General features: G+C 33.1%; 18 protein-coding genes. 9 read left to right on the top strand and 9 right to left on the bottom strand.

Translation table 11 applies throughout. The features are described from left to right. Nucleotides 1-5 precede the first annotated feature (5 nt). From tilS to ACKTSU_RS01670, 8 genes are all read right to left on the bottom strand, one after another. Complete coding sequence (tilS, locus tag ACKTSU_RS01635; protein WP_408034637.1) at nucleotides 6-1,319, bottom strand: tRNA lysidine(34) synthetase TilS; 1,314 nt, start codon at nucleotides 1,317-1,319, stop codon at nucleotides 6-8. Between the two features lie 15 nt (nucleotides 1,320-1,334). Beyond that, a complete protein-coding gene (locus ACKTSU_RS01640; RefSeq protein ID WP_408034638.1) occupies nucleotides 1,335-2,159 on the bottom strand; it encodes an alpha/beta hydrolase in 825 nt (274 codons plus the stop codon). Then, nucleotides 2,159-2,668, bottom strand: coding sequence for a hypothetical protein (locus ACKTSU_RS01645; protein ID WP_408034639.1), 510 nt, complete (start codon nucleotides 2,666-2,668; stop codon nucleotides 2,159-2,161). Before ACKTSU_RS01645 ends, ACKTSU_RS01640 begins: the two co-directional genes overlap by 1 nt. 65 nt (nucleotides 2,669-2,733) lie before the next feature. Then, entirely contained in the window at nucleotides 2,734-4,059 is a 1,326-nt protein-coding gene (gene pabB / locus ACKTSU_RS01650; RefSeq protein ID WP_408034640.1) for an aminodeoxychorismate synthase component I, read from the bottom strand. A gap of 66 nt (nucleotides 4,060-4,125) precedes the next feature. Next, nucleotides 4,126-6,564 carry a sodium-translocating pyrophosphatase gene (locus ACKTSU_RS01655; RefSeq protein WP_408034641.1) on the bottom strand — a complete coding sequence of 813 codons (2,439 nt, stop codon included), beginning with the start codon at nucleotides 6,562-6,564 and terminating at the stop codon, nucleotides 4,126-4,128. A gap of 117 nt (nucleotides 6,565-6,681) precedes the next feature. Next, a complete protein-coding gene (locus ACKTSU_RS01660) occupies nucleotides 6,682-7,209 on the bottom strand; it encodes an inorganic diphosphatase (protein WP_274633416.1) in 528 nt (175 codons plus the stop codon). A gap of 102 nt (nucleotides 7,210-7,311) precedes the next feature. Further along, entirely contained in the window at nucleotides 7,312-9,816 is a 2,505-nt protein-coding gene (locus ACKTSU_RS01665; protein WP_408034642.1) for a DUF5686 family protein, read from the bottom strand. A 79-nt stretch (nucleotides 9,817-9,895) separates the two neighbouring features. Next, complete coding sequence (locus tag ACKTSU_RS01670; RefSeq protein ID WP_408034643.1) at nucleotides 9,896-10,873, bottom strand: pyruvate dehydrogenase complex E1 component subunit beta; 978 nt, start codon at nucleotides 10,871-10,873, stop codon at nucleotides 9,896-9,898. Nucleotides 10,874-11,085: 212 nt separating this feature from the next. Here ACKTSU_RS01670 and ACKTSU_RS01675 point away from each other — a divergent pair, with 212 nt between their 5' ends. The 9 genes from ACKTSU_RS01675 to ACKTSU_RS01715 all read left to right on the top strand — a co-directional run bounded on the left by ACKTSU_RS01675 (nucleotide 11,086) and on the right by ACKTSU_RS01715 (nucleotide 18,888). Then, nucleotides 11,086-11,826 carry an electron transfer flavoprotein subunit beta/FixA family protein gene (locus tag ACKTSU_RS01675; protein ID WP_408034644.1) on the top strand — a complete coding sequence of 247 codons (741 nt, stop codon included), beginning with the start codon at nucleotides 11,086-11,088 and terminating at the stop codon, nucleotides 11,824-11,826. A 59-nt stretch (nucleotides 11,827-11,885) separates the two neighbouring features. Further along, nucleotides 11,886-12,839, top strand: coding sequence for an electron transfer flavoprotein subunit alpha/FixB family protein (locus ACKTSU_RS01680; RefSeq protein ID WP_408034645.1), 954 nt, complete (start codon nucleotides 11,886-11,888; stop codon nucleotides 12,837-12,839). A gap of 148 nt (nucleotides 12,840-12,987) precedes the next feature. Then, on the top strand, nucleotides 12,988-13,605 hold the full coding sequence (locus ACKTSU_RS01685; RefSeq protein WP_408034646.1) for a bifunctional nuclease domain-containing protein: 618 nt from the start codon (nucleotides 12,988-12,990) through the stop codon (nucleotides 13,603-13,605). A gap of 15 nt (nucleotides 13,606-13,620) precedes the next feature. Continuing rightward, entirely contained in the window at nucleotides 13,621-15,366 is a 1,746-nt protein-coding gene (locus ACKTSU_RS01690; RefSeq protein ID WP_408034647.1) for a NupC/NupG family nucleoside CNT transporter, read from the top strand. A gap of 133 nt (nucleotides 15,367-15,499) precedes the next feature. Next, the gene (locus ACKTSU_RS01695) at nucleotides 15,500-16,324 is read left to right on the top strand and encodes a thymidylate synthase (protein ID WP_408034648.1); all 825 of its coding nucleotides are present in this window, start codon (nucleotides 15,500-15,502) and stop codon (nucleotides 16,322-16,324) included. A 64-nt stretch (nucleotides 16,325-16,388) separates the two neighbouring features. Next, the gene (locus ACKTSU_RS01700) at nucleotides 16,389-16,574 is read left to right on the top strand and encodes a hypothetical protein (RefSeq protein ID WP_408034649.1); all 186 of its coding nucleotides are present in this window, start codon (nucleotides 16,389-16,391) and stop codon (nucleotides 16,572-16,574) included. A gap of 18 nt (nucleotides 16,575-16,592) precedes the next feature. Beyond that, nucleotides 16,593-17,084: a dihydrofolate reductase gene (locus ACKTSU_RS01705; protein WP_408034650.1), complete on the top strand. Its 492-nt coding sequence runs from the start codon at nucleotides 16,593-16,595 to the stop codon at nucleotides 17,082-17,084. A 63-nt stretch (nucleotides 17,085-17,147) separates the two neighbouring features. Further along, on the top strand, nucleotides 17,148-18,041 hold the full coding sequence (gene gldA, locus ACKTSU_RS01710; RefSeq protein WP_408034651.1) for a gliding motility-associated ABC transporter ATP-binding subunit GldA: 894 nt from the start codon (nucleotides 17,148-17,150) through the stop codon (nucleotides 18,039-18,041). Between the two features lie 4 nt (nucleotides 18,042-18,045). Further along, on the top strand, nucleotides 18,046-18,888 hold the full coding sequence (locus tag ACKTSU_RS01715; RefSeq protein WP_408034652.1) for an alpha/beta hydrolase family protein: 843 nt from the start codon (nucleotides 18,046-18,048) through the stop codon (nucleotides 18,886-18,888). A gap of 15 nt (nucleotides 18,889-18,903) precedes the next feature. On the opposite strand, the gene ACKTSU_RS01720 is transcribed toward ACKTSU_RS01715, so the two are convergent. Beyond that, nucleotides 18,904-19,260: a hypothetical protein gene (locus tag ACKTSU_RS01720; protein WP_408034653.1), complete on the bottom strand. Its 357-nt coding sequence runs from the start codon at nucleotides 19,258-19,260 to the stop codon at nucleotides 18,904-18,906.

Consider the following 19,260-nt stretch of genomic DNA (forward strand, 5'->3'; position numbering starts at 1 on the left):
GTTAATTAAATACTAATTTGTAATAGTTTGGTCGTTTTATCTGTTGGTAAAAAGCGTCTGTCTTGTCGTTTTCCTATAATCCAAATAATCTCATTTTTACTAGAACAGAGGAGCCAAATTTTATTTTTATTTATAATTGATATTTTCTCGTCTTTAAAATACTTACTTATTTTTTTCTTTCCTAGCATTCCTGTAGGATAAAAAAAATCGCCGGAATTCCACCGTCTAAGTTTTAGGGGATAACTAAGAAGTTCATTATCAACATAAATACTTTCTTGATTAGTGTCTGATTTTTTTTGAACCCTTTTTAGTAACAGCCTAATAGGAACTGTAATTTCTTTGTTTTCCTCCCTAATAGTGTAAACCTCCTCTTTAACAGAGGATTTTTCACTAGTGCGTAAAAGTAATAAAAAATCTCTGTCTTTCAACAAAGTATAATTTTTTGTTAAAATTTGCTTTCCAGATTGCGCATAAATAAGGTTGTGAACATCGTTCCATTCCCTGAATTCATAAGGCTTTATTAGCTGATAGAGGTAAGCTTTAGGGTTGGATAACTTTAACAGTTTTTCAATATTGATTTTTAACAAATCACCCTCTTTTGAAATGATTTCGTGGGTAATATCCTCTATTTTATCATCAATAATTTGTTGAGATTCTTTTAAATGATCAATTGTTTTATTGAAGTTTTTTAAAACACTAGCATTCAGTTCTTTTAATATAGGTGTAACTTGATGTCGTATTTTATTTCTAAGATATTTAGTTTCCGAATTACTTTCATCCTCACGCCATTCAATATTATTTTGTTTAGCGTAGTTTAAAATTTCTTCGCGAGAAAAAACAAGTAACGGACGAACAATGTTTCCATTAATAGGAGGGATGCCTGTTAGTCCTTCTAATCCTGTGCCTCTAGTAAGGTTGATTAAAAAAGTTTCTAAATTATCATCAGCATGATGAGCTGTAAGTAAATGTTCGAAAGAATATTCTTTACTTAATTCATCAAACCAATTGTAGCGGAGTTCTCTCGCAGCTAATTGTGTTGATAGTTTATTGTCAGCAGCGTATTTATTCGTGTTAAAACGGGTTACATAGGTGTTAATCCCTAGTTTTTTTCCTAAGTTCTTAACAAATTCTTCATCTTTATCACTTTCTTTTCCTCTTAGTTGAAAGTTGCAATGAGCTAAGGAAATATCAAAATTAAGTTGATGTAATAAATGAGTTAGTACTACGCTGTCAACTCCACCAGAAATAGCGATGAGTAGTTTTTTACTTTTTAAAAAAGGAAAATGTTCGTCAATATGTTTAGCTAATTCTTGGAGCATAAAAAATGTAGGTAACTATTGTAATTGACTGTTTAACCAGTTAACTACATCTTGCAGCATTTCTTCTTTACACAAGTCATTTTGTAACTCATGATATCCACCTTTGTATAATTTTAAGTTAGCTTTCGGGCTATTGTTGGCAAAAGCTTCTGTTCCTTTATAATCAATAATTTTATCACCAGTACCGTGTAGCAATAACATAGGTGTTTTTAAGGAACTAGCATTTTCAATGGCCCATTCACCAGCATCAATAAAAGATAACGAGAAATTAGGGCTCACTTTATTATGTACCAATGGATCATCAACATATTTTTGAACTTCAACAGGATCACGAGATACATCATTTGCATCCAATTCATTACCTAAAGTTATTGAAGGAGCAATTTTTTGTATAATTTTTCCTAGTGATAATTTCCAAGCTGGTGGCTCAAAAGCTAATCGTAAAAACGGACTTGTAGCTATGATTCCTTGTAGATTATGTTCTTTTCTAAGGGTGTAGTTAATTACAGTATTTCCTCCCATAGAATGCCCGTATAAAAAGATAGGTTTGTCACCAAAAACCTCTTTAGCTTTTTCAATAAGTTTGGTTACACTTTCTAAGACATACTCAAATCCTGGATTGTGACCTCTTTTTCCAGTTGTTTTTCCATGTCCGAAGTGATCAAAAGCAATTACACCAAAATTGTTGTCGGTTAATTTTTGAGCAACATGCTCGTATCTACCAGAATGTTCTCCCATTCCGTGAACAATAACAGCTACAGCTTTAACGGTTTCAGGTTGCCAATACTGACCAAAAAACGTTGCCTTTTGAAAATCGAATGTAAACGTATGATGTGTCATTAGTCTCTGGTAATGTTTCCGTCTTCTAAAATATTAAAAATAATAGTAGAAGGTGAATCAGAAATATATTCAACTAATTCAATACTATTCTTGTTAAGAGTAGAAGTGGTTCTAAGCATTCCTTCTGCAATTTCATCATAAGCTAGTACCTGACTGTTAATTATATTAAATTGCTTGTCGTAAGTTACTAACATTGAAATAAGCTCATTGTTGTTTGGGTAAAAGTAATAAACAACCGATTGGAAATTTTCTGATAATTTTGGAAGATAAGAAACACCAATTTTACTTTCTTCAGTTAATTGATCTTCAAAAATTGAAGGTAATTTTAAAAGCTCTTGTTGTGATTTGGTTAATAGTTTTCCTTCTGCATGATTGCTAAAGTTAGTACTATCAACTAAAGGAACTGTTTTAGTAGGATACTCATTTAAAAATGAATATTTGTTTGATTTACAAGAAGTAGCTGTAGCAATAACAGCGATAAAAAGTAAAATTTTAAAGGTGGTTTTCATCTTTTTATTTTTTAATAGATTTTTGATTGTAAAATACAAGTTACGAGTATTTGCTATAAATATAGTTAACTTTTGTTAGTATGTGTTAAAACATACTTCATAGCCTTTGCTTTTAGCAAACATTCTTCGTATTCTTTTTCTGGAGTAGACTTTGCAGTAATAGCACCACCTACTGAATAGGAAACGTATTTATTTTCTGAATTGTACAAAATACTTCGGATAACCACATTAAAATCAAAATCACCATCAGGAGTGAAATAGCCTAAGGTGCCAGAATACAATCCGCGTTTTGTTTCTTCTAGTTTTTCGATAATTTCCATAGCCGATATTTTTGGAGCTCCAGTCATACTTCCCATAGGAAAAGTATCTTTAATTACATCAACAGGGTGGGTGTTGTTGTCAATTTCAGAAACTACCGTAGAAATCATTTGATGTACTTGTTTAAAAGAATACACTTTGCATAATTCTTCTACTTGAACGCTTCCTTTTTTTGCGGTTCTAGATAAGTCGTTGCGAACTAAATCAACAATCATGATGTTTTCAGAGCGCTCTTTCTCGTCTCGTGCTAAATCAAATGCAATTTTTTCATCTTCAATCGGATCAATTAAGCGTTTAGCTGTTCCCTTTATAGGTTGAGAAATAATTTTAGTTCCTTCTTTTCTTACATATCTTTCAGGAGTGGCTGATAGCAAATAATGATTGTCATTTCTAAAAAAAGTAGCAAAAGGCGGTTCTGATATAGCATTTAAATGAGTGTATACTTCATACGGATTGATTTCTGCGTTTTCAGCATAAAATTCTTGACAAAAATTAGCTTCGTAAATATCGCCTCGGTGAATATGTTCTAATACTTTTTCTACTTTTTGATGATACTCATCTTTATGGATACGAAGCTTAATTTTAAGCTCGTTTTCATCAGAATCATTATCAACTTCTTTCGAAATAAAGTTTGGATTAGTTTCAATAATGTCTTCAAAATCTTCCTCTAATTCATCATCAATCATTTGTAAATAATGAAATTCGACAGTGTCGTTTTTAATGAATATTAATTTTTGAGGTTGAAAAAAATAGACATCAGGAAAATGAAGTCCGTCAAAGTTATTAGAAGTCAGTTTTTCTACATCGTTTTTTACATCGTATGAAATATATCCGAAGATATAATCTTTAGTATACGATTGATATTCTTTTAGTTGTTCAAAAGCTCCGTGATAATCGGTTTTAATAGAAGTGAATTCCTCTACAGCTAACGCGCAATCAAAAGAACTGTAATGCTGCTCGTAATTGTTAGAATCTAGCCAAATAGCAGTTTCAAATTGTTTAGCCCAAACAAACAGCTTTTGTTTGAATTTATTTGGCTCATCTATAGAAAAAATACGGACAGTTCTTGACATCGCCACAAAAATAAGAAACCCGATAGAAATACTGCTATCGGGTTTGGGTTTTATATAGGTTGAAGTTTACTCTTTTTTTGAGTTTTCGTACTCTTTAATTTTCTGTTTAACTTCTTCTAAAGTTCCTTCAAAAATTTTTTCTTCAGTTGTTTCTTCACCGTTTTTAATAATTGTAGTAGTAATAGTAGCTTTAGCAGTACCATCATCATTCTTTTCAATATTTACTTTAACGATGTTTTCTAACTTGTTCTCTGTAGTAAATTCAGTATCAGTAGAAAGTTTTATTTCATGTTTTTTACCATTCTCGTCAATCCAGACTTTCATTTCTTCTGTCTTTTCATGTGTTTCAGAAGAAGTGTGTCCGCCTAATATTGGTGCAATAACTAAACCAACTAAACATGTAAGTTTAATTAAAATATTCATTGATGGACCTGAAGTGTCTTTAAAAGGATCTCCAACAGTATCTCCTGTAACAGCAGCTTTATGTGCGTCTGAACCTTTGTAGGTCATCTCTCCGTTAATTTCAACACCAGCTTCAAACGATTTTTTAGCATTGTCCCAAGCACCACCTGCGTTGTTTTGGAAAATAGCCCACATTACACCTGATACACATACACCAGCCATATAACCACCTAAAGGCTCTGCTCCGAAAACCAATCCAATAATAATAGGGGTGATGATAGTTATTAACCCAGGTAAAATCATTTCTTTTAAGGCTGCTTTGGTTGAAATATCTACACATTTTGCATATTCAGGAGTGCCAGTTCCTTCCATGATTCCTGGAATTTCTCTAAACTGACGACGTACTTCGTGTACCATTTCCATGGCTGCTTTTCCAACAGATTGCATTGCTAAGGCAGAAAATATTACAGGAATCATTCCGCCGACAAATAAGGCAGCTAATACATCGGCTTTAAAAATGTTAATACCGTCAATTCCTGTAAAAGTAACATAAGCGGCAAATAGCGCTAAAGCAGTTAAAGCTGCAGAAGCAATGGCAAAACCCTTACCAACCGCAGCAGTAGTATTTCCAACAGAATCTAAAATATCAGTGCGTTCACGTACATGATCCTCTAATTCACTCATTTCAGCAACACCGCCTGCGTTGTCAGCAATTGGTCCGAAAGCATCAATAGCTAATTGCATTGCTGTGGTTGCCATCATTGCAGACGCTGCTAAGGCTACACCATAAAACCCAGCGAAATAATATGAACCGTAAATTGCAGCTGCAAATAATAAAACTGATAGAAAAGTAGATTTCATTCCTACTGCTAAACCAGCAATAATATTAGTTCCTGCGCCAGTAGCACTGTTTTGAACGATGTCTAATACAGGTTTTTTACCTAAGCTAGTGTAATAAGAAGTTACCATAGAAATTAAGGCTCCAACTGCTAAACCAATACAAGCAGCCCAAAACACATTTATAGAAGAAACTTCTTGAATGCCTTCACCAAAGAAATTCATGCGCATGGTTTCAGGTAACATCCATTTAATTAAAAAGAAACTTGCTGCTAAGGTTAATATAATAGCTGTCCAGTTACCAGTATCTAATGCTTTTTGAACTTGAGCTTCTTTTGCAGAGTTATCTTTAATTCCGACTAAAAAAGTTCCAATAATAGAAGCTACGATACCAACTCCAGCAATAACCAAAGGAAGTAAAATAGGTCCCATTCCATTAAAGTCATCAGTGAACTGTGAGGTTATTGACATATCTCTAATCACATAGTTTCCTAAAACCATGGCAGCTAAAACAGTTGCTACATATGAACCGAATAAATCGGCTCCCATACCTGCAACGTCACCTACATTATCACCTACATTGTCGGCAATAGTAGCAGGGTTACGTGGATCGTCTTCAGGAATTCCTGCTTCTACTTTTCCAACTAAATCAGCTCCTACGTCGGCAGCTTTGGTGTAAATACCACCACCTACACGAGCAAATAAAGCAATTGATTCTGCTCCTAAAGAAAATCCTGCTAAGGCTTCTAAAACAACGGTCATTTCATTGTAAAAATTTCCTCCTTCAGTAATAAATTGACCAATAAAAATAAGGAAGAATAAACTTAATCCTAGTACAGCTAAACCAGCAACTCCAAGACCCATTACGGTTCCTCCTCCAAAAGACACTTTTAAAGCTTGCGGTAAACTAGTTTTGGCAGCTTCTGCTGTTCTTGCATTTGCGTCAGTTGCAATTCGCATTCCTATGTTACCAGCTAAGGCAGAGAAAATTGCTCCTATGATAAAGGCAGGGACAATCATTATACTTGTGGTTTCTACTAATTGTGAAATACCGAATAGCGCTAGTGAAGCTATAATTACGAAGATTAATAACAATCGATATTCAGCAGTTAAAAAAGCAAGGGCTCCTTCTTTAATACTTTTAGAAATGGCTTTCATTTTATCATTCCCTGCGTCTTGCTTTCTAACCCAGACCATTTTTGTATACATAAAAATGAGTCCTAAAAGTGCCAAAATAATAGGCACGTACATCATGTTTTGTTTCATGTTATTGTTATTTGATTAGTTATAAGTGTTCGTAAATATAACAAAATCAATAACTAAACAAAAAACCTCTCAGTTGTAACTGAAAGGTTTTTTTAATTTTATAGTGAGTTTTACGTATTAAATAGTAAAATCTCCATTTGTTTTATGTTCGCTATTTTCATAACGCTCTAAACATTTATCTAAGATTTCGTAAGCTTCATCTGCGTTACCCCAATCTCCGATATCCACTTTCTTTTTTTCTAAGTCTTTGTAAACTTGGAAGAAGTGAGTGATTTCTTGTTGACGGTGTGGGTTTAAGTCAGATAAATCATTGTATTTGTTCCAGATTGGATCAGATACTGGTACACAAACGATTTTTTCATCTGGACCTTTTTCATCAGCCATATGGAAAACACCAATTGGCTTTACTTCCATAACACACATTGGGAAAGTTGGTTCTGCTCCTAAAACTAATACGTCTAATGGATCTCCGTCTAATGCTAAAGTTTGAGGAATGAATCCATAATCACCAGGATACATCATTGATGAGAATAACATTCTATCAAAACGAATTTTTCCTAAATCAAAATCGTATTCGTACTTATTTCTGCTTCCTTTTGGAATTTCAATTAAAACATCTACTGTTTTTCTCTCTTTTGCGGTCATATATTCTTAACTTTTCTTCGTTTCTAAAATCGGTTTGCAAAAGTAACGATTTATTACTTTTTTTTAAGAAAAAACTGGTTTATTTTATGGTTAATTGTATGATTATAAGCCAGGTTTAATTCCTATACGAATAGCAAACTTTGGGGTTGGAGCAACTGTGGAACCTGCTGGAGGTGTGTAATTGCTTCTCCAAATAGCATCAACTCTAAGAAAACGTAAGTTTCCGTATCCTATATTTTCTAGTCCAAAACCATATTCATAATACACTTTATTTGGGGCGTTGTAATTTACGTTTCCAGCATTTATAGCTCTGTTTTCTGCTGAAATTGTTCCGTAAGCGGCTCTAAAAGTTACTAAACTACGTAGTTTTAGTTTTTTCAATAATGGAATTCTATTTAAAATATAACCATTAAAGTGATGCTCAAAATGTCCTGCTAAATATTCATCAGTAACAAAATCGTAATAATTAAGTAAGGTGAAAGTGTCTTTAACTAGAGAAAATGATTGATTGGCAGGCACAGGGCTTAGCAAAGCTATTGGCACATTTCCAAAAGTTTTTCCAGCTTCAAAAGTAGCGTCTAAAACACCAAATTTACTTAGTAAAATAGGTTGGTTGTATTTGAACTGGATTTTATCATAGTTGTGTGTGCCGTTAAAAAGGTCTTTGTACCCTCTTCGATAATTAAAAACTAACGTTGGGTAAATATTACTTCCAAAACGTCTTTCTACCCCTAGACCATATACAAATCTGCCAGGAGTATAAGTAAGATAAATATCAGAAGCTACATCTGTTAATTTTGATTGAGTATCTCCGTTTGCGTCAATATAATCCATAGAGAAATATCTTTCATCAGCAGAAGAAATTTTTGCATAGGCAAGGTTTATTCCAAAGTGTAAGTTTTTTTGAATTTGATAATCAAAATTTGTAGCAATTTTTTCTACATTAGATAAAAAGTAGTTGTCGCCTCTTGAAAATACAGCAGCAGTACCAAAACTTCTACCTAAAAGTTGCGTAGTGTTTAATAAAGTACTCCCTAATTGCTCAATGTCTTTTTGATAAGCAGCTCCTATTGCTATTCTAGGTTTGTAGGATAATAAATAACGCCCTTCAGCGGCATATTTTACTTTTTTGTCTTTAAAACCGTAGGCAACATGACCTGTTAAACGAAATCGATCATCTTTGGTCACAAAAGTTCTAAAACCTAATTTGGTTCTAAAACCTTCAACTTGGTTGTTGGCAAAAATAGTCCATAAAGGACCAACTTGAAAACCTAAATTGGTGTTTACGTATCCGCTAGAGACCGTGTTAATAAGTCCCGTGATGTTTTTTATTTGCTTTTTCTTTTTAACGTTTTTAATTAATTCATACGTTTTTTTGCTTTCATCACTCTGAACAGATTCCCAGTATGTGTCTTCTTTTTCATACTGATTAGGTCTTATTTTTTCAATTTTTTCTTCGTAGAAATTTTCAGAAAGAGGTTTGTTTAAAATGTAATTTTCAAACGTAGTGTTTTTCTTAATCGTTAAACCTTTATTACTGTCATTTTTATCAATAAAAGTAAAATCTCCTTCGTAAGCATTTTTAGTAGGAATGTAAATACTATCGTTTCTAACTTCGAATTCTTTTTCAAAAGTTAATCCTCTTACAAAGTTTAGGTTGATACTTTTATGGACTTTCATTTTTAGCTTTTTTATAGAAAAGCTTTTGTCTGCAATCCATAAATTCCCTTGAAATGCTAAATCACCATCTCTTCTAGGAAAGAAGTAGATATTGTATAATTTTCGGTTGTTGTCAACAATACTATCGTATAAAACATAGTCGTAAGTAGAAAAACCATCTATAGATAGTGGGCTTACAAATGACTTACGTAATAACGTAATGTCATTTTGAAACACATCAATATTTTGAAAAGTGTTAGCCATTCTATCAAAAACAAATCCTTGAGCGTTTAATCCTTCTGATTTTTCAGCTTCAATATCTTCTCTTACAGCATTAGTTATATTATTGCCATAAATGTTGGAAACCTGTTCATTTATATAAATAGGTATGTAATAATTAATTCCGTCACTATCGTATTGAACTTGGTTAATAGCTTGTTTGTATTCGTCTTTAAATAATTTTCTTAAAAAAAGCGTGTCTAGGTTATTTAGGCCAATTTCTGTTGAAGTGTTCTTTTTATATTGATAGTGGTCAACTAAATCCAGTCCGTTTTTTCTTTTACGTTTCCAAACTTCTTTTAGAATTTTATAAGCAGGATTTTCTTTCTTTTTTAAGCGTTTTTTTGGTTTTGTAACAATAACAACCTCCTCTAATTGATTACTTTCTTCTCTTAAAACAACATTTAAGAATTTTGTTTTTTGATTGACTTTGATTGCTTGTTTTTGAAAGCCCACAAAAGAAATTTCTAACGTGCCTCTAAATTTCTTAGTTTTTAAATAAAATTTACCATCATCATCAGTTGTAGTACCATAGTTTGTCTTTTTTAACGAGATGTTTACAAAAGGTAACGGATTGTTGAATTCATCAACAACTCTACCTTGAAGAGTTAGTTGAGCGCTTAATGTGTTGGTTATTAGTAGTATTGTTAATGTTAGTGAAGTTCTCATTAGTTTCTTTACTACAAAATCCTTTTGACGAGCGCCAAAAGGATTTTAATTTTTTCAATTTCTTTTTTTCTTTTAATTACTAACGATACATTACCTCTTTTACGGCGGCAATTACGTCATCAGCATTTGGTAACCATTCTTCTAATAAAACTGGAGAGTATGGTGCTGGTGTATCGGCAGTTGTAATTCTTTTAATAGGAGCATCTAAATAATCAAATGCCTCGTCTTGTACTCTAAAAGTGATTTCTGATGAAACACTTCCGAAAGGCCATGCTTCTTCTAAAATTACTAATCGGTTTGTTTTCTTAACAGATTCTAAAATAGCTTTATGATCCATTGGGCGAACTGTACGTAAGTCGATAATTTCTATTGAAATTCCTTCCTTAGCTAATTCATCAGCAGCTTTGTAAGCTTCTTTGATGATTTTACCGAAAGAAACTACAGTTACGTCAGTACCTTCTCTTTTAATGTCAGCAACTCCAATAGGAATGATATATTCCCCTTCTGGAATTTCCATTTTATCACCATACATCTGCTCAGATTCCATAAAAATAACTGGATCGTCATCACGAATCGCTGCTTTTAATAATCCTTTAGCATCGTAAGGGTTCGAAGGAACAATTACTTTTAATCCAGGACAGTTAGCGTACCAGCTCTCAAAAGCTTGTGAGTGTGTTGCTGCTAATTGACCTGCAGAAGCTGTTGGTCCACGGAAAACGATAGGACAGTTAAATTGCCCACCACTCATTTGGCGAATCTTTGCTGCGTTGTTAATAATTTGATCAATACCCACTAATGAGAAATTGAAAGTCATATATTCAACAATAGGACGGTTACCATTCATTGCCGATCCAACAGCAATACCGCCAAAACCTAATTCGGCGATTGGAGCATCAATTACACGTTTTGCCCCAAACTCGTCTAACATTCCTTTACTGGCTTTATATGCTCCGTTATACTCTGCAACTTCTTCACCAATCAAATAAATGCTTTCATCTCTACGCATTTCCTCGCTCATTGCTTCGCAAACGGCTTCTCTAAATTGTACTGTTTTCATACGTTTTATAAGTAGTTGTTTATCAAGATTGCAAAAATAATAAAAATACGAGTAATATTGTAGCTTTAAAACAACAAATGATTAAGTCATATTAATACCTTAAATTTGAGGCAGATTAAGGTTAGGTAAAAAATTTATTATGCACGCATAGTAAATTAAAAAAAATGCTTAACTTCGTCGCATAAAATTAAGTTTCTTTAAAACAACGATATATGAAAATATTAGTTTGTATCAGTCACGTACCTGATACTACTTCAAAAATCAACTTTACTGATAATGATACAAAGTTTGATACTAACGGAGTTCAATACGTAATAAATCCATACGATGAGTTTAGTTTAACTCGTGCTATGTGGTTTAAAGAAAAACAAGGAGCAAGTGTAACAGTTGTAAATGTAGGAGGAGCTTCTACAGAGCCAACATTACGTAAAGCATTGGCGATTGGTGCAGATGATGCTATTCGTGTAAATGCTGAGCCTACAGACGGATTTATGGTTGCTAAAGAGTTAGCTGAAGTTGTTAAAAATGGAGGATATGATTTAGTGTTAGCAGGAAAAGAATCTGCAGATTATAATGGGCAAATGGTTCCAGGGATGTTAGCGTCTTTATTAGATTTTAACTTTGTTAATGGTTGTGTTGGTGTTGAAGTAGACGGAACAAACGTAACGTTAAGTAGAGAAATTGATGGAGGTGAAGAAAAAGTTTCTTCAACGTTACCAATGGTGGTTGCAGGACAAAAAGGAATCGTAGAAGAAAAAGATTTACGTATTCCTAACATGCGTGGAATTATGATGGCTCGTAAAAAACCATTAAGTGTAGTTGAACCAACTGGAGCAGCAGCGGCTACATCAACTCAAAATTTTGAAAAACCAGCGCCAAAAGGAGCAGTAAAGTTAGTAGATAATGTTGATGATCTAATCAATTTATTACACAACGAAGCGAAGGTAATCTAATTTAAAATTAACATCATATTGTTGGGACTTGTTCCTAATAATAACTAAAATATAAAAATATGTCTGTATTAGTTTTTGCCGATTCATCGGAAGGAAAATTCAAAAAAACAGCTTTTGAAGTTGTTTCATACGGAAAAAAAGTAGCAGAACAATTAGGAAGCGATTTAGTAGTGTTGACTATTAATGGAGGAGATGCTTCTGAATTATATACTTACGGAGCAGAGAAAGTTGTTGAAGTAAAAAACGATTTATCATCGTTTAATGCTAAAGCTTATGCTTCAATTATCAAACAAGTTGCAGAAGTGAAAGGAGCAAACACAGTAATTATTGACTCTAGTGTTGACGGATTAACTCTAGCTCCATTAGTTGCTGTAGGTTTAGAAGCAGGATATGCTTCAAATGCGGTAGCATTACCGAGTAGCACAAGTCCTTTTGTTGTTAAGAGAAAAGCATTCTCAAATAAAGGATTCAATAATACTGAAATCTCAACTGAGAAAAAAGTAGTAGGTGTAGCTAAAAATTCTTACGGAGCGCATGAAAATGCAGTAAGTGGATCAACTGAAAGTTTTGATGCTGCATTACCAGAATTAGGAGTGAAGTCTGAGAGTATTAGTAGAGCTACAGGAAAAGTAACAATTGCTGATGCTGATATCGTTGTTTCTGCAGGTAGAGGTTTAAAAGGACCAGAGAATTGGGGGATGGTAGAGGAATTAGCCGAGGTTTTAGGAGCAGCAACAGCTTGTTCTAAACCAGTGTCTGATTTAGGATGGCGTCCTCACAGCGAGCACGTTGGTCAAACAGGTAAGCCAGTAGCTTCAAACTTATACATTGCTATTGGTATTTCTGGAGCAATTCAGCACTTAGCAGGTATTAACGCATCAAAAGTAAAAGTGGTAATCAATACTGACCCAGAGGCACCTTTCTTTAAAGCTGCAGATTACGGTATTGTTGGTGATGCTTTTGAAGTTGTACCTCAGTTAGTAGAGAAATTAAAAGCTTTTAAACAAGCATAAAATAGGGGTGTTTTTTTCTTTTGTTAGAAATTAGAGTACAACTCATAATTTTTAGTAAATTGTGCCCACTTTAGAAGGCTGTCTAAATATTTAAGCAAAAGGCCTAAATTTAGACAGTTTTTTTGTATTTTATGATGATTGATTGTACATGAGTTTAATTAAACTAACTATAAAAGGGATTTCGTATAGCCAAACACAAAGTGGGGCGTACGCTTTAGTGCTAAGTGAGATGGAAGGAACTAGAACGCTACCTATTATTATAGGAGCTTTCGAAGCACAATCAATTGCCATAGCTTTAGAAAAAGAAATTCGACCACCAAGACCTCTTACCCACGATTTATTTAAAACATTTGCCGACAGATTTTCTATTTTAATTAAACAAGTTATCATTCATAAATTGGTTGATGGTGTGTTTTATTCAAGTTTAATTTGCGAGCGAGAAGGAGTAGAAGAAGTGATAGATACGCGAACATCAGATGCTATTGCATTAGCGGTTCGTTTTGAAGCGCCAATTTATACGTATGAGAATATTTTAGATAAAGCGGGTATTTATCTGAAAATGGATGAAGAGTTAACTATTGAAGAAGATTTGGAGTCGGATGAAGAAGATGAAATAGAATTTTCTTTTGATGAGGATGAAAAAGAAGAGGATTACTATTCACACTTATCTTTAGAAGAATTGCACGAACAACTTAACGATGCTGTAGCAAATGAAAATTATGAGTTGGCGGCCAGAATCCGTGATGAAATCAGCAAACGTTCTTAATTAAAATCATTTAAAATGAAGAAACTATTTACTTTCATAATGCTTTGCGTTACGATGATAACTTTTAGTCAAAGCATTGAAAAAAAGTGGAATTTCTCATCAATCACAACAACTGAAGGAGATTCAATTGTTACGATAAACCCTGCAGATGTTCTTAATCTGTCAGAAGGAAAATTCAACTACTCATTAGTTGATAAAGATAGTTTACAAGCTTCAGGAAACTATATTCATCAAAACAACTTATTAATTTTTAATTACAACCAACCTAACGATACTGTTCGTTATTATAATGTGGTTGAATTAACAGAGGATGGATTAACGCTTTCTGAAAAAAATATGTTGTATAAGTTTACAACAGAGTCAGTAGCAGGTTCTGTTATTGAAGCTGAAGAAGCTGAACAAAAAGTGAGTGAAATAATTCCAAGTCAAGGTTTTTCTTTTCATAGTTTGTGGAGAGGAGCACTGGGAATGGTTTCTTTATTAATCCTAGCTTTTTTATTTAGTGCTAATAGAAGAGCGATTGATTGGAAAATAGTTGGATTAGGATTAGCTTTTCAATTGCTTATTGCTGTTGGAGTATTAAAAATTCCTTTTGTACAAAAAGCATTTGAGCTGGTAGGGAGTCTATTTGTAAGTGTATTAGACTTTACAAGGGCAGGAAGTGAGTTTTTATTCAGTGGTTTAGTAGCTGATATGGATTCTTTCGGATTCATTTTTGCTTTCCAAGTATTACCAACCATTATATTCTTCTCGGCATTAACGTCGCTTTTATTTTACTTAGGGGTTATCCAATTTATCGTTAAGATTTTTGCTATGGTGTTATCGAAGATCCTTAAAATTTCAGGTGCGGAAAGTTTATCGGTAGCAGGAAATATTTTCTTAGGACAAACCGAAGCACCTTTATTAATCAAGGCGTATTTAGAAAAGATGAACCGTTCTGAAATCTTATTGGTAATGATAGGAGGAATGGCGACCGTGGCTGGAGCAGTGTTAGCTGCATATATTGGTTTCTTAGGAGGTGATGATGAAGCATTACGATTATTATATGCAAAGCACTTATTAGCAGCTTCTGTAATGGCAGCTCCAGGTGCAATTATTATTTCAAAGATATTATATCCACAAACTGAAGAGGTGAATACAGACGTGCAAGTATCGTCAGAGAAAATAGGATCAAATATTTTAGATGCTATTGCAAATGGTACAACAGAAGGTTTACAATTAGCGATGAATGTTGCAGCAATGTTATTAGTGTTTATTGCATTTATAGCCATGATAAATGGTATTTTAGGTGGAATTGGAGGTTTTGATGGGATAGAATATTTTAGTTGGAAGTTTACTTCTTTAAACGAATTAATTGCTAATGCAACACCTTATGAGGCATTATCACTGGAGTTTATTTTAGGATATGCTTTTGCGCCATTAATGTGGTTAATTGGTGTAGCAAAAGAAGATATGGCATTAATGGGGCAGTTATTAGGTGTTAAGTTAGCAGCAAGTGAGTTTGTAGGATATATCCAGTTGGCAGATTTAAAAAATGCAGCAAGTGCTACACATTTAACCTACAATAAGTCTATCATTATGGCAACTTATATGTTATGCGGATTCGCAAACTTTGCTTCAATTGGTATTCAAATTGGAGGTATTGGTTCTTTAGCTCCAGGTCAGCGTAAAAACTTATCTGAATTTGGAATGAAAGCATTAATTGGAGGTACTATTGCTTCGTTAATGTCGGCAACTATTGCGGGAATGATTATAGGTTAGTGACGATTATTAGAAATAAAAAAGTTAATAACTTATTAATATAATTTTAAAGAGCGTCTACATTTTGTGTAGATGCTTTTTTATTTTTACCTTGATTATTTAACATGAAAGTTTAACGATTAAACGGAGAAGGATGAAGCAGTATTTAGATTTAGTAAAACACGTTTTAGACAACGGAAACGAAAAAGGAGACAGAACAGGAACGGGAACCAAAAGTGTTTTTGGTTATCAAATGCGATTTGATTTAAGTGAAGGTTTTCCGATGGTAACGACTAAAAAGTTACATTTAAAGTCGATTATTTATGAGTTATTGTGGTTTATAAAAGGTGATACTAATGTTAAATATCTTCAGGAAAATGGTGTTCGTATTTGGAATGAATGGGCAGATGAAAATGGAGATTTAGGTCCTGTCTATGGTCATCAATGGCGTAATTGGAATAGTGATGAAATAGATCAGTTAAAAGAAGTAATAGAAACACTAAAAACGAATCCGAATAGCCGTAGAATGTTGGTGTCAGCATGGAATCCGTCAGTGTTACCAGATACTTCTAAATCGTTTGCAGAAAACGTAGCGAATGGTAAAGCAGCACTTCCTCCATGTCATGCTTTTTTTCAGTTTTATGTAGCTGATGGTAAACTCTCATGTCAATTATATCAACGTAGTGCGGATATCTTTTTAGGAGTTCCGTTTAACATTGCATCATATGCGTTGTTTACTATGATGGTTGCTCAAGTTTGTGGTTATGAAGCAGGAGAGTTTATTCATACGTTTGGTGATGCACATATCTATAACAACCATTTAGAGCAATTAGAGTTGCAGTTATCACGTGATCCAAGACCACTTCCGAAGATGAAAATCAATCCAGAAATAAAGAATATAGAAGATTTTACTTTTGAAGATTTTGAGTTGATTGATTATAATCCACACCCTCATATCAAAGGAATTGTAGCTGTATAATTTAACTTTATTTTTTGTAGTTTGTTTAGTAAATTTGTAGGAAATCAGCTAAAATCTATAAAAAATGACCACAGATATCGATACTTTAAAGGACGCTCTCTATGAAAAAATAGCCGATATTCAAGATGAAAATGTATTAAGAGCTATTCATACTTTAGTGGATAATATTAGTACAGAAGAATTAGAAGAGGCTATTACAGAGAAAAGAGATCTTACAGGATATATTAAAGAGTGGGTTAAAAGTATGTAAACCCTTCAACTAAGATTTATGATTACACTTATTGCTGCAATTGCAAAAAATAATGCTTTAGGAAAAGATAACGACTTAATTTGGCATTTACCAGCCGACCTAAAAAGATTTAAACAAATTACATCAGGTCATCATATTTTAATGGGGCGTAATACTTTTGAAAGTATTGGAAAACCGTTGCCTAATCGTACTTCTATCATTATTACCAGAAATAACGATTATTTTAAAGATGGATGTTTAATAGCAAATAATATTGAACATGCAATTGAACTTACGGAAGGAAATAATGCATTCATCATAGGAGGTGCTCAAATTTATAAGCAAGCTTTAGAACAAGACTTAGTAGATCGTTTGGATATTACTATTCTACATCACGAGTTTGAAGCAGATGCTTTTTTTCCGGAGATAGACAAAACTGTTTGGAAAGAAGTAGCTAGGGAAGATTTTAAAGCAGATGAAAAAAATAAATATGATTACAGTTTCGTTTCTTACGAAAAGAGAAGAGATTAAGGATATAAGGTTAAAGTAAATAAACCTTGAATCATTTGTCTAAAAATCCATCAATCTAAAAGTATGTCAATACAACTTACAGGAATATCAAAAACCTACGGGACACAAAAAGCAGTAAATACTATTTCTTTTGAAGCAAACAAAGGAGAAATTGTGGGGTTTTTGGGTCCAAATGGAGCAGGAAAATCAACTACGATGAAAATCTTAACAGGTTTTATTCAGCCATCAGCTGGAAGTGTTTTAGTGAGTGGGATTGATGTTACTTTAAACCCTATCGAAGCTCAAAAAAAGATAGGATATTTACCGGAGCACAATCCGTTGTATTTAGATATGTATGTTAAGGAGTACTTACAATTTCAGGCTTCTTTACACAATATTGATAAGACAAAAGTAGCTGAGGTAATTGAGCAAGTAGGCTTATCGGTAGAAGCGCACAAAAAAATCAATCAATTATCTAAAGGATACCGTCAACGTGTAGGATTGGCAGCAGCTATTTTACATAATCCAGAAGTGTTGATTTTAGACGAACCTACTACTGGGTTAGATCCGAATCAATTGGTTGAAATCCGTGAATTGATTAAAGAATTAGGTAAAGATAAAACGGTTTTGCTGTCTACTCATATTATGCAAGAAGTAGAGGCCGTGTGCGATCGCGTTATTATTATTAATAAAGGAGAAATAGTAATTGATAAACCGATATCTGAATTAAAAACAGATACGGAACAAGTGATAAGAGTAACGTTTGATTACAAATTAGAAGAACAGTTTATCAAACGATTACCAAATATTAAAGCCTTCAAAAACACCGTAGAAAATAACTGGATTTTAACTTTTGACACTTCAGAAGATATGCGTCCAGTAATTTTCGATTTTGCTCAAGAAAACGGGTTGAAAATCTTAGGACTAAATACCGAAAACAAAAACTTGGAAAGTTTATTTAGGGAGTTGACTAATTAATCCTATGAATATCCAAAGGAATATAGTTTTAAAAAGAGTTGATAAGAAACCAATTCTGATTGATGTGTTCTTTTCGGAAGAATTTATTAATCAGCCAGTAGTTGTTTTTTGTCACGGTTATAAAGGTTTTAAAGATTGGGGTGCTTGGAACTTAATGGCTGAAGCTATAGCTAAAGCAGGATTTTGTTTTATAAAGTTTAATTTTTCTCACAACGGAGGTACTATTGATAATCCTATTGATTTTCCAGATTTAGAAGCTTTCGGAAAGAATAATTACACAAAAGAACTTGATGATCTAAATGATGTGTTAGATTGGACACAATCTTATTTTAAGAACAATAAAAATGTAGATTCGAATTCCATCAATTTAATAGGTCATAGTCGTGGAGGTGGTATTGCTATTATAAAAGCTTCTGAAGACTCTAGAGTTTCAAAGCTTATTACGTTAGCAAGCATAAGCGATTTTGGAAAAAGAACAGCTACAATTGGTGATTTAGAAGAATGGAAAAGAAATGGAGTAAAGTATGTTGTTAACGGAAGAACTAAACAACAAATGCCTCATTATTATCAATTTTATGAAGATTTCAAAGCCAATGAAAATCGACTTCATATTAAATCAGCAGTAGAGAAACTAACGATTCCGTACTTAATTGTTCATGGAGATAGTGATACTTCTATTTCACTTAATGAAGCGAAAGAACTATATGAATGGAACTCTAATAGTGAATTAAAAATTATTCCAGAGGCTGATCATGTGTTTAATGTTAGGCATCCTTGGGAACAATCAAAATTATCAAAAGAATTAGCAAGTGTAGTAGAGGAGGTTTTATTGTTTTTTAATAGATAAATTCAACTAAAAATGTTAGTTGGAAAAATTCTTTTTAAACCACACTTTTTTCCAAACTCTTTTTAAAATTAAAAAAGTAGCATTTTCAGAATACTTATCAATATCACTTGATGCTATATTTTGTATTTCCTTTTCAGAAACATCAATACGATACAAAAGATTTGAGTACGAGTTAAAATCTTGTAGAATTAACTCCTTAATAATTTTTTGAAGAGACTCTTTTAACTCTAAAGGACTACTGTTTTCAGGAAAATTTACATCAATACCAGTTAGGCTAAGATCTTTGTTAAGTTGAATAATAAGATCTTTATATAACTTGGTGGTAGCCACACTACTCAGTAAATCAGCGCTATTTTGATAGCTAGGTAGCAT

It is taken from the genome of Tenacibaculum aestuarii (assembly GCF_964510395.1).
Classification (GTDB): Bacteria; Bacteroidota; Bacteroidia; order Flavobacteriales; family Flavobacteriaceae; genus Polaribacter; species Polaribacter aestuarii.